The sequence below is a fragment of the Geodermatophilus sp. CPCC 205506 genome (genome assembly GCF_051383635.1).
In the GTDB taxonomy this organism is placed as follows: domain Bacteria; phylum Actinomycetota; class Actinomycetes; order Mycobacteriales; family Geodermatophilaceae; genus Geodermatophilus.
Window position 1 is genome coordinate 42,571 of the sequence record NZ_JALPKP010000040.1, and the last position, 10,730, is coordinate 53,300.

The 10,730-nt window shown below is 75.4% G+C and carries 11 protein-coding genes and 1 pseudogene; 7 read left to right on the forward strand and 5 right to left on the reverse strand.

All coding sequences use genetic code 11. The features are described from left to right. The gene (locus MY520_RS20600; RefSeq protein WP_436694438.1) at window positions 1-1,026 is read right to left on the reverse strand and encodes a Gfo/Idh/MocA family protein; all 1,026 of its coding nucleotides are present in this window, start codon (window positions 1,024-1,026) and stop codon (window positions 1-3) included. 99 nt (window positions 1,027-1,125) lie between these two features. Between MY520_RS20600 and MY520_RS20605 the strand changes: the two genes are divergently transcribed. The 4 genes from MY520_RS20605 to MY520_RS20620 all read left to right on the forward strand — a co-directional run bounded on the left by MY520_RS20605 (window position 1,126) and on the right by MY520_RS20620 (window position 5,148). Then, window positions 1,126-2,340, forward strand: coding sequence for a diguanylate cyclase domain-containing protein (locus MY520_RS20605; RefSeq protein ID WP_436694439.1), 1,215 nt, complete (start codon window positions 1,126-1,128; stop codon window positions 2,338-2,340). 9 nt (window positions 2,341-2,349) lie between these two features. Continuing rightward, window positions 2,350-3,123, forward strand: a complete 774-nt coding sequence (locus tag MY520_RS20610) for an enoyl-CoA hydratase-related protein (RefSeq protein WP_436694440.1) — start codon at window positions 2,350-2,352, stop codon at window positions 3,121-3,123. A gap of 1 nt (window position 3,124) precedes the next feature. Continuing rightward, window positions 3,125-3,628 carry a pyridoxamine 5'-phosphate oxidase family protein gene (locus tag MY520_RS20615; RefSeq protein WP_436694441.1) on the forward strand — a complete coding sequence of 168 codons (504 nt, stop codon included), beginning with the start codon at window positions 3,125-3,127 and terminating at the stop codon, window positions 3,626-3,628. A 173-nt stretch (window positions 3,629-3,801) separates the two neighbouring features. Then, window positions 3,802-5,148, forward strand: a complete 1,347-nt coding sequence (locus MY520_RS20620) for a dicarboxylate/amino acid:cation symporter (RefSeq protein ID WP_436694442.1) — start codon at window positions 3,802-3,804, stop codon at window positions 5,146-5,148. A 67-nt stretch (window positions 5,149-5,215) separates the two neighbouring features. Here MY520_RS20620 and MY520_RS20625 read toward each other — a convergent pair whose 3' ends face one another. After that, window positions 5,216-6,073, reverse strand: a complete 858-nt coding sequence (locus tag MY520_RS20625; RefSeq protein WP_436694443.1) for a hypothetical protein — start codon at window positions 6,071-6,073, stop codon at window positions 5,216-5,218. Between the two features lie 78 nt (window positions 6,074-6,151). Between MY520_RS20625 and nucS the strand changes: the two genes are divergently transcribed. From nucS to MY520_RS20640, 3 genes are all read left to right on the forward strand, one after another. Beyond that, window positions 6,152-6,823, forward strand: coding sequence for an endonuclease NucS (gene nucS / locus MY520_RS20630; RefSeq protein WP_436694444.1), 672 nt, complete (start codon window positions 6,152-6,154; stop codon window positions 6,821-6,823). 61 nt (window positions 6,824-6,884) lie between these two features. Next, window positions 6,885-8,666, forward strand: coding sequence for a 3-hydroxyacyl-CoA dehydrogenase family protein (locus MY520_RS20635; RefSeq protein WP_436694445.1), 1,782 nt, complete (start codon window positions 6,885-6,887; stop codon window positions 8,664-8,666). 4 nt (window positions 8,667-8,670) lie between these two features. Beyond that, window positions 8,671-8,976: a hypothetical protein gene (locus MY520_RS20640; RefSeq protein ID WP_436694446.1), complete on the forward strand. Its 306-nt coding sequence runs from the start codon at window positions 8,671-8,673 to the stop codon at window positions 8,974-8,976. Window positions 8,977-9,013: 37 nt separating this feature from the next. Here MY520_RS20640 and MY520_RS20645 read toward each other — a convergent pair whose 3' ends face one another. The 3 genes and pseudogenes from MY520_RS20645 to MY520_RS20655 form a co-directional block, all read right to left on the reverse strand. Further along, entirely contained in the window at window positions 9,014-9,592 is a 579-nt protein-coding gene (locus MY520_RS20645; RefSeq protein ID WP_436694447.1) for a class F sortase, read from the reverse strand. A gap of 8 nt (window positions 9,593-9,600) precedes the next feature. Further along, window positions 9,601-10,368, reverse strand: coding sequence for a DUF4397 domain-containing protein (locus tag MY520_RS20650; RefSeq protein ID WP_436694448.1), 768 nt, complete (start codon window positions 10,366-10,368; stop codon window positions 9,601-9,603). Between the two features lie 83 nt (window positions 10,369-10,451). Further along, a pseudogene (locus tag MY520_RS20655) lies at window positions 10,452-10,730 on the reverse strand (hypothetical protein); the annotation flags it as partial.

Genomic DNA, 10,730 nt, shown 5'->3' on the forward strand with positions numbered 1-10,730 from the left:
CTAGAGCGCGACGACGACGCCCTCGGTGGCGCTGCGGCGGGCGGCGTCGAGCACGGTGGCGGTGGCGACGGCGTCCCGCGGGTCGACCGGCACCGGCCCCTGACCGCGGACGGCGGCGGCGAAGGCCGGGTAGAAGGTGTCCCAGCGGCCGCGCTCGGTCGGCACCGTGTCGCCGTCGTCCCCGCGGCGGAGCCGTCCCCAGCGTTGCTCCGGCTCGGCTCCCCAGCGCTCGCCGAGGCTCGCCGGCGTCTCCCCGGCCAGCAGCAGCTCCTCCTGGACGTCCATCGGGCCGTCGACGACGTAGCTGCCGGCCGTGCCCGTGACCCGGAAGCGCAGGCCCGGAGCGCCTTCGATCCAGCTGCCGGTCAGGTGGGAGCGGGCTCCGTTCGCGTGGGTGAGTGCGACCAGGAAGTCGTCGTCCAGTCCGCTGTCGCGCAGCTGCCACTCCGCGTAGACGCTCGCCACCGGGCCGAGCAGGACCAGCGCCTGGTCGACGAGGTGGCTGCCGAAGTCGCGCAGCGTGCCACCGCCTGCGGCCGGGGGGCCGGGCTCGGGGCTGAACCGCTCGAACCGCGACTCGAAGCGGCTGACGGTGCCCAGCCGGCCGTCGGCGACCAGGGCGCGGACGGTCCGGAAGTCGGAGTCCCAGCGCCGGTTCTGGTAGGGCGCCAGCGGCAGCCCGAGCTCCGCGGCCAGCTCCACCGACCCGCGTGCGGCGGCCGCGTCCATCGCGAACGGCTTGTCGCACACGACGGCCAGGCCCAGGCGCAGCGCCCGCTCGGTCAGCTCGGTGTGGGTGTCGGCGGGGGTGGAGATCGCCACCGCCTCGCCTCCGGCGGCCGCCAGCTGATCCAGCGAGTCGAACGTCGGCAGGCCTGGGTGCTCGGCGGCGATCTGCGCCCGCCGCTCCGGTGAGGTGGTCACCACCCCGAGCAGGTCGCACTCCGGGGCGGCGGCCAGCAGGGGTGCGTGGAAGTACCGGCCGCCGAAGCCGTAGCCCACCAGTCCGAAGCGCACGGGATCCATGCCCGGATCATGCCGAACACCGCGGCATCGGCATGCCCCGGGGAACTCCCGTACCGCTGCGTGCACAGATCGTGACCGACAGCCGCTACGGTGCCGCGCGTGCAGAGCCCCCGCCTCGCCGTCGCCGATCCCGACCGGCTCGCCGCGATCGCCAGCTACCGGCTCGCCGGCCACGCCGGCGACGCCGACCTCGATGCCGTCGTCGGCTACATGGCCCGGGCGCTGGACGCGCCCATCGCGGTGATCAACCTCGTCGGCCCGGACCTGCAGTGCTTCCCCGCGGAGATCGGCGTGGGCGCGCCGTTCTCCGCCGTCCCCGACGAGCTGTCGTTCTGCGCCTACGTCGTGGCGATGCGCCGGCCGCTGGAGGTGCCGGACGCGCTCGCGCACCCGGTGTTCGCCGCGAACCCGGCGGTGGCGGCCGGCGTCATCCGCTCCTACCTCGGGGTCCCGCTGATCGACGAGGACGGCTTCGTCCTCGGCTCGCTGGGCGTGTTCGACGACGACGTCCGCTCCTTCTCCGGGGAGGACCTCGCCACCCTGGAGATCCAGGTCCGCCTCGTGCGCAGCGCGCTGTCCCTGCGCCGCCAGGTCGCGGCGCACCGCTGGGACGCCCGCCTGCTGGCCGCGCAGGGCCGGGTGCTCGAGGCGGTCGCCACCGGCGCTCCGCTGGAGGACGTCCTGGACCTGCTCTCCGCCGCGGTCCGCGAGCTGGCACCCGACGCCGACGCGGCGCAGCACCTGCTCCTCGACGAGACCGTCGACCGGCTGACCGCCGTGGCCACCGAGGCCGACGGCTGGCGTGCCGCCATGACCCGGGTCGCCCGGCAGGACCCGCTGACCGGCCTGTCCAACCGCGCCCACCTGCTCGACGCCGGCCGGGCGGCGCTCACCGGCGGCGGCGCGGTCCTGTTCATCGACGTCGACCGCTTCAAGGAGGTCAACGACCGCGGCGGGCACGCGGTCGGGGACCAGTTGCTCGTCCGGCTCGCCGATCGGCTCCGAGCCCAGGTGGAGGGGGTACCCGACGCGGTGGTCGGGCGGCTGGGCGGCGACGAGTTCGCCGTCGTCCTGCCGGGCCTGGACCTCGCGACGGCGGAGACGATCGGGGAGCGGCTGGTGGCCGCGCTGGTGGACGAGGTCGCGGTCGGACGGCGCAGCGTGCGGGTCTCGGCGAGCATCGGGCTGGCCATGGCCGCGCCGGGCACGCCGTTCGAGGAGGTCCTGCAGGAGGCCGACCTGGCGATGTACGGCGCCAAGGAGCAGGGCCGCGGGCGGTTGCACGGGAGGACCGCGGGCGTCGAGGTCGGCTAGCGTCGGACCATGACTGCAGAGGGTGCGCCCCGGGTCGTCCGCGACGGCGACGTCGTCACCATCACGATGTGCCGGCCGGCCCGGCGCAACGCCCTCTCCCGCGACCACCTGGAGCAACTGCTCGCCGCGTTCACCGAGGTCGGCCGCACCGACACCGCCGGCATCGTGCTGGCCGCGGAGGGGCCGGTGTTCAGCGCCGGCCACGACCTCGGGGACGTCGCCGGGGCGCCGCTGCCGGAGGTCCGCAGCCTGCTCGCGCTGTGCACCGAGCTGATGCAGACCGTCCAGGACGTGCCCCAGGTGGTGCTCGCCCGCGTGCACGCCCTCGCCACCGCGGCCGGCTGCCAGCTGGTGGCCTCCTGCGACCTCGCGGTCGCCGCGGAGTCGGCGGCGTTCGCCGCCCCGGGTGGCAAGGGCGGCTGGTTCTGCCACACGCCGATGGTCGCGGTCGCCCGCAACGTCGGCCGCAAGCGGGCGATGGAGCTGGCCCTCACCGGGGACGTCATCGACGCCGCCACCGCGCTGGACTGGGGGCTGGTGAACCGGGTCGTCCCCGACGACGAGCTCGACGCCGCGGTCGCCGAGCTCATGGGGCGCGCCACCCGCGGTTCGCGGACCAGCAAGGGGATCGGCAAGCAGACGCTCTACGCCCAGCTCGACCGGCCCGAGCGGGACGCCTACGGGATCGCGGTCGAGGTGATGGCCGCGACGAGCCAGCTGCCGTCCGCGCAGGAGTGGACGACGGCGTTCATCGAGAAGCGGCGCCCGGTCTGGACCGACTGAGGTGACCGGGCCGCACGCCGACCGCCCGGTGATGCCGGGCTACGGCGTGCTCCCCGCGGACGAGGGCAGCGGGCTGCTGCCGTGGGCGGAGGCCGAGCGACGGCTGGGCCTCTCGCACGACTACTGGGTGGCCACCGTCCGCCCGGACGGCAGCCCGCACGTCATGCCGGTCTGGGGCGTGTGGCTCGACGGCCGGCTGTGGTTCTCCAGCGGACGGCGATCCCGCAAGGCCCGCAACCTCGCCGCCGACCCCCGCTGCACGGTGACCACGGACGACGCCCGCGACCCGGTGGTGCTCGACGGCGTCGCGGAGCGGGTGACCTCCGCTCCGGGGATCGCGGACTTCGTGGCGGCGGTGAACGCGAAGTACGGCGGCGGGGTCTCGGTGGAGTTCCTCGACCCCGAGGTGAACGGCACGTACGCCGTCCGGCCGGTCCGGGTGATCGCCCAGAGCGAGGCCGACTTCGCGGGCGCGCCCACCCGCTGGACCTTCCCCCCGGGGTGAACCGCCCCACACCGGGATGGGACCCCGCCGCCGCGGCCTTGACCCTGGCGTGGTCGACCTGTGGAACCTCACCCGGCGGCGCGCCCTGGACTTCGGGCGCGTGACGGCCGACGCCTGAGCGCGTCCGCGCCCCGTCGTCGTCCATCCCCGCCCGTTTCCGGAAGGCACCCCTCGTGCTCGCTCGTCTCCGCCGCGTCCCGTTCGCGGCACAGGTCCTCCTCGCCCTCGTCCTCGGCGTCGCCCTGGGCCTGGTCGCCCGTGACCTCGGCCCCGTCGCCGACGGCACCCCCAACTGGCTGACCAGCACCCTGGCGACCATCGGGTCCACCTTCGTCACGCTGCTGAAGGTCCTCGTCCCGCCGCTGATCGTCACCGCGGTGATCGTCAGCATCGCCAACCTCAAGCAGGTCTCCAACGCCGCGCGGCTGGCCGGCCAGACCCTGCTGTGGTTCGCGATCACGGCCCTGATCGCCGTGGCCATCGGCATCGGCCTCGGCCTGCTGACCGAGCCCGGCCGCAACAGCTCCGTCGACGCCGCCGCGCAGGCCGCGCCCGAGAAGGCCGGCGGCTGGTTCGACTTCCTCACCGGCCTGGTGCCCGGCAACGTCTTCGGCCTGCAGGGCTCGGCCGACGGCTCCCTGTCGTTCAACGTGCTCCAGCTGATCGTCATCGCCGTCGCGATCGGGATCGCCGCGCTCAAGGTCGGCGAGCCGGCCGAGCCGTTCCTCGGGTTCGTCCGCGCGGCCCTGGCGATCGTGCAGAAGGTGCTGTGGTGGGTCATCCTGCTGGCCCCCATCGGCACGCTCGGCCTGATCGGCAACGCCGTCGCCACCTACGGCTGGGAGTCCCTCGGCTCGCTCGGCGTCTTCGCCGGCGCCGTCTACGCCGGTCTCGCGCTCGTGCTCTTCGTGGTCTACCCGGTGCTCCTGCGCCTGCACGGCCTCTCACCGCTGCGGTACTTCGCCGGGGCGTGGCCGGCCATCCAGCTGGCCTTCGTGTCCCGCTCCTCGATCGGCACCCTGCCGGTGACCGAGCGGGTGACCGAGCAGAACCTGGGCGTCCCGCGGTCCTACGCCTCGTTCGCCGTCCCGCTGGGCGCGACGACGAAGATGGACGGCTGCGCGGCGATCTACCCCGCCCTGGCCGCGATCTTCGTCGCCCAGTTCTTCGGGGTGGACCTGTCGATCACCGACTACCTGCTGATCGCGCTGGTCTCGGTCATCGGCTCGGCGGCCACCGCCGGCGTCACCGGCGCGGTGGTCATGCTCACCCTCACGCTGTCGACCCTCGGCCTCCCGCTGGCCGGCGTCGGCCTGCTCCTGGCCATCGACCCGATCCTCGACATGGGCCGCACGGCGGTGAACGTGGCCGGTCAGGCGCTCGTGCCGACGATCGTCGCCAAGCGCGAGGGCATCCTCGACGTCGAGCGCTACCGGGCGACGTCCACGATCGACCCGCTCGCCCGCGTCGACGAGCGCGGCGGGGTGGACGCCGACCTGCGCGAGCCCGCCACCGTCTGATCCGTCGGCTTCCGCGGAAACCGACGACGGCCCGGTCCTCCTGACGGAGGGCCGGGCCGCTGTCGTCCTACTCCCCGGAGAGGTCGGCGCAGCCGGTCTCGTGCGGCAGGAGCGGCCGGAGCGTCAGCGCCCAGCGGCTGCCGTCGGCCGCGGCCCAGGGCGTGAGCGAGTTGGCCCCGGCCGCCGCGTCCAGGACCGCCGTGGCCTCCTCGCCGCGGGCGACCACGCAGGACACGCCCAGCCGCTCGTCCAGCGCCTCCCCGGGCAGGGCCGGTCCAGGCCAGGCGACCTCGGGCTGGACCAACTCGGGCTCCGGGTCGGCGGTGTATGCGGTCACCACGGCGCCGACCGCCTCGGGCCGGTAGGTCTCCGGCCCCGATGCGCCGAGCGGCCCGTCCGGCGCGGTCAGCACGTCGAGCAGGCCCATCAGCTCGCCGCGGGTGGCCTGCTGCTCGGGGGTGAGCCCGCTGTCGTCAGGCAGCTCGAACAGCGCCTGCACCTCGCGCACCGAGGTGCCCTCCTCGGTGACGAGGGTGAACCGGGTGGCGGGGGCGTCGGCGACCGGCGGGCTGCCGAGGTCGCCGCTCCCGGTCACCCCGGCGGCGATGGCCCGGTCGACGACGGTGCGCAGGCCGTCGTCGTCGAGCTGCCACACCTGCTCGTTGGGCAGGGCGGGCGAGGGGTAGATCGCGATCTGCGGGCCCTGCGCGATCACCCGGCCGTCGGAGTAGACGGCCACCAGCGGCAGCCGGGCGGCGGTGGTCTCCGGCGTCACGAACCCGCCGACGTGCTCCACCAGCAGCACCAGCCGGCCCGGGCCCGCGGGGGACGGTGCCGGCGCCCCGGCGTCGCCACCGCGCTGGGCGCAGGCGGCCAGCAGCAGGAGGGCCAGCGCGAGAGCGACGGGACGCAGGGCTCGGATCACCCCGCCAGGATGCCGCGCGGCGGGCCGCCCTCCGGGTTCCCCGGGCGAGCCGTTGCCGGTTCGGTACCGTCGGACCCCGTGCGCCTGGTCATCGCCCGCTGCTCGGTCGACTACATCGGCCGGCTCACCGCCCACCTCCCCATGGCGCCCCGGTTGCTGCTGGTGAAGTCCGACGGGTCGGTGTCGGTGCACGCCGACGACCGGGCCTACAAGCCGCTCAACTGGATGAGCCCGCCGTGCACGCTCAAGGACGAGCTGAGCGACGGCAGCGGAACCTGGACGGTGACCAACAAGGCCGGCGAGCAGCTGGTCATCACCATCGAGTCGGTGGAGCACGACTCCTCGCACGAGCTCGGGGTCGACCCCGGCCTGCAGAAGGACGGGGTGGAGGCCGAGCTGCAGCGGCTGCTGGCGCTGCACGTGGAGACCTTCGGCGCGGGCTGGTCGCTGGTCCGCCGGGAGTACCCGACCGCGATCGGCCCGGTCGACCTGCTCTGCCGCGACGCCGACGGCACCACGGTGGCGGTCGAGGTGAAGCGGCGCGGGGAGATCGACGGCGTCGAGCAGCTGACCCGCTACCTGGAGCTGCTCAACCGCGACCCGCTGCTGGCACCGGTCCGCGGGGTGTTCGCCGCGCAGGAGATCAAGCCGCAGGCGCGGGTGCTCGCCGGCGACCGCGGCATCGACTGCCTCACCGTCGACTACGCCGTCCTCAAGGGCACCGACGACCCCTCCGAGCGGCTCTTCTGACGCCGGGCGGAGTCGCCCGAGCGCGGGAAGCGTCACCCGGCGACTCCGCTACCGTGGCGCCGTGGCCAGAGAACTGAGCGAGGTCGGGGTCGTCGGGCTGGGCACGATGGGCGCCGGCATCGCCGAGGTGCTCGCCCGGGCGGGCCTGTCGGTGACCGCCGTGGACATCGACGACACGGCCGTGGCCCGCGGCCGCGAGCACCTCGAGCACTCCACTGGGCGGGCCGTGACGCGCGGCAAGCTGGCGCCCGAGGAGCGCGACGCGATCGTCGGGCGGATCCGGTTCAGCACCTCGCTGGAGGACCTCGCGCACGCGGAGCTGGTCGTCGAGGCCGTGCCCGAGCGCCTGGAGCTCAAGTGCGAGGTCTTCGGCGAGCTGGACAAGATCTGCCCGCCGGACACCATCCTGGCCACCAACACCTCGAGCCTGTCGGTCACCGAGATCTCGGTCGCCACCGGCCGGCCGAGCAAGGTCATCGGGATGCACTTCTTCAACCCGGCGCCGGTCATGAAGCTGGTCGAGATCGTGCGCACCGTCGTCACCGAGCCCTCGGTGGTCGAGGACGTCGAGGCGCTGGCCGACCGGCTGGGCAAGGTCGACGTCACCATCGGCGACAAGGCCGGGTTCATCGCCAACGCGCTGCTGTTCGGCTACCTCAACCACGCGGTCTCCATGTACGAGAACCGCTATGCCAGCCGCGAGGACCTCGACGCCGCCATGAAGCTCGGCTGCGGGCTGCCGATGGGCCCGCTGGCGCTGATGGACCTCATCGGCATCGACACCGCCTACGAGATCCTCGACACGATGTACAAGCAGTCGCGCAACCGGCTGCACGCGCCCAGCCCGGTCATCAAGCAGATGATGACCGCCGGGCTGCTGGGCCGGAAGTCCGGCCGCGGCTTCTACAGCTACGCCGACCGGGACTCCGCCGAGGTGGTCCCGGACGCGCACACGCCGGTCGAGGGCGGGGCCGCGGCGGGTGCCCGGCCGGTGGCCACGGTCGGCGTGGTCGGCTCCGGCACGATGGCCACCGGCATCGTCGAGGTGGTCGCCAAGGGCGGCTACGACGTCCGGTTCGTCGCCCGCTCGCCGGAGAAGGTCGAGTCGGTGCGCCGGGAGCTCGCGCGGTCGCTGGAGAAGCAGGTGCAGCGCGGCCGGCTCGACGAGGCCACGCGGGACGCCGTCCTGGCCCGGGTCAGCGGGACGACGTCGCTGGACGAGCTGGCCGACCGCGACCTGGTCATCGAGGCCGTCGTCGAGTCGTTGCCGGTGAAGGAGGCGCTGTTCGCCAACCTCGGCGAGATCGCCAAGCCGGGCGCGGTGCTGGCCACGACCACCTCCAGCCTGCCGGTCATCGAGTGCGCGCAGGCCAGCGGCCGGCCGGCCGACGTCGTCGGCATGCACTTCTTCAACCCCGCGCAGGTCATGAAGCTGGTGGAGGTCGTCTCCACGATCGCCACCGCGCCGGACGTCGCGGCCACCGCGCACGCCGTCTCGCAGCACCTGGGCAAGCACGCGGTCTCCTGCACCGACCGGGCCGGGTTCATCGTCAACGCCCTGCTGTTCCCGTACCTCAACGACGCGGTGAAGATGCTCGAGGCGCACTACGCGACCGCCGACGACATCGACGCGGCGATGAAGGTCGGCTGCGGCTACCCGATGGGGCCCTTCGAGCTGCTCGACGTCGTCGGCCTCGACGTCGCGCTGGCCATCGAGCGGGAGCTCTACACCGAGTTCCGCGAGCCCGGGTTCGCGCCGGCGCCGCTGCTCGAGCACCTGGTCACCGCCGGGTACCTGGGCCGCAAGACCGGCCGCGGGTTCCGGGACCACGCGCACCGCTGACGGCGTGCCCCGACGCGGCAGCCGGCGCGGCGCACGCCCCGCGGGGCGGGAGCCGGCGCGCCGTCCCGACCCGGTGGAGGAGGCGACCGACGGCGACTGGGTGGTCCGCCCGCTCGCCGGCTCGGCGACCGGCAAGACCTACCGCTGCCCGGGCTGCGACCAGGAGATCCGCCCGGGCACCCCGCACGTGGTGACCTGGCCGGCCTACGCCCGCGACTCCGACCTCGAGCCCTGGGACACCGATTCGGCGGCCGACTGGCGGCGGCACTGGCACACCGCCTGCTGGCGGGCCCGGGACCGGCGACGGTGACGCCGCCGTCGCATCGGTTTCCGCGGAAATCGTCGGGTCAGGCGGTCCGGACGGCGGTCACCACGAGGTTGTCGAGGTAGCTGCGCCGCGACCGGTCGAACGCGCCGCCGCAGGTGACCAGGCGCAACTCCGCACGCGGCGTGGGCCCGTAGACCGCCGCGGTGGGGAACTCGGCCTTGGGGGAGCGCTCGACCGCGGTGACCGTGAAGCGCACCGTCGTCCCGTCGGCGCGGTCGACGACCACCTCGTCCCCGGCGGCGAGGTCGCGCAGCCGCCAGAACACCGCCGGCCCGCTGGTGGAGTCGACGTGACCGGCGAGCACGGCCGGCCCGACGTCGCCCGGGGTGGCGCTCCCGGTGTACCAGCCGGCCCGGGCGGGATCCGCAGGAGGGACGAGCGCGCCCGCGGCGTCCAGGCCGAGCCGCTCCAGCGAGCCGTCCAGCCCGATCGCCGGGATCCGCACCCCCACCGGCTCGGCCGAGGCACGGTCGCCGGCGGCCGTGCCCGCCACGACGGCGCGGGCCGTCGATGCCGCCGGTTCCGGCGGCTCGGGGGAGTGCAGCGCGACCGCGCCGGCGGCCAGCGCGGTGGCGGCCAGCAGCCGCCGGACGGGCACGCGGCCGCTCACCGGCGTCGCCGGGGGACCACGAGGGCACCGAGGACGACCAGCGCAGCGAGGACCATGAGCCCCGGCAGCGGGGACCGGCCCGCGGCGCCGCCCGCGCCCGCCGCGACGCCGCCGGAGGGCACCACCGCGGCGCCGGCCGCGTCGAGCACCGGCCGCACCGTCAGCCCGCCGCCGACCCGGTCGAGGACCAGCACGCTGTAGACGGACCCGGCGGCGAACTCGACGGGCACCTCCAGGGACACCTCGTCGCCCGTGACCTGCAGCGTGCCGGCCCCGGCCGGCACGGGAGCGGGGGCACCGGCGCTGCCGAAGCGGAGCCCCGCGGCCAGCGGGCCACCGCCGGCGACCGCCACGTCGAGTTCCGGCGCGGACGCGGCGGCCGCGACCACCCGGACCCGGGCACTGCCCGGCGGGGGCGGGGAGAGGTCGTCGTCGACGACGGCGAGATCCAGGCCGGCGAAGGGCCCGGTCACCGCGACCGTGCGGGCGCCGCCGGCGGTCAGGTCCACGCTTGCGGAGAGCACCGGGGGACCGCCGGGATCGGCCCCGGCGCGGCGCACGGTGACCGTGTACCCGCCGGGCGGCAGCTCCCGGTGCCCGGAGACGGTGCCGTAGTGCACGCCGGGCAGCGTGATCACGGGCGCGCCGCCGTCGGCCGGGGTGACGGTGAGGTCGACGGCGGGGCTGTCGGGGGAGAGGTGGGCCAGCCGCAGCAGGCCGCCGCCGGTCGCCTGCGCCGGGCTGCCGGCGAGGGCGCACACCACGGCGAGGAGGACGGCGGCGACCAGCCGTGGCGTGGCCGGGACCCGGCCGGCCGGGCGGGTCCCGCGGGGGCTCGGTGCGGAGGTCAGCGGCGGCCGGTCACCGGCTGGGTGCCGGTGTCCGCGTCGGGCTGGCCGACCGCGGGCTGGACGAGGGTCGGCGCGTCCGCGGCGGGCCGCTCGCCGGCCGACGGGTCCTCCGAGGAGATCGGGCGGATCACCTGGGTCTGCTGCGGTGGCGCAGCCGGGGGCTCGGCGTCCTCCGGCTCGGCGCCGTGCCGGCCCGGCGCCGGCTGGACGGCGGGCTGGGTGGGCGGCGCCGGCGGGCGGGTGGGCTGCCGGGCGGCGGCCGCCTCCCCGTTCCC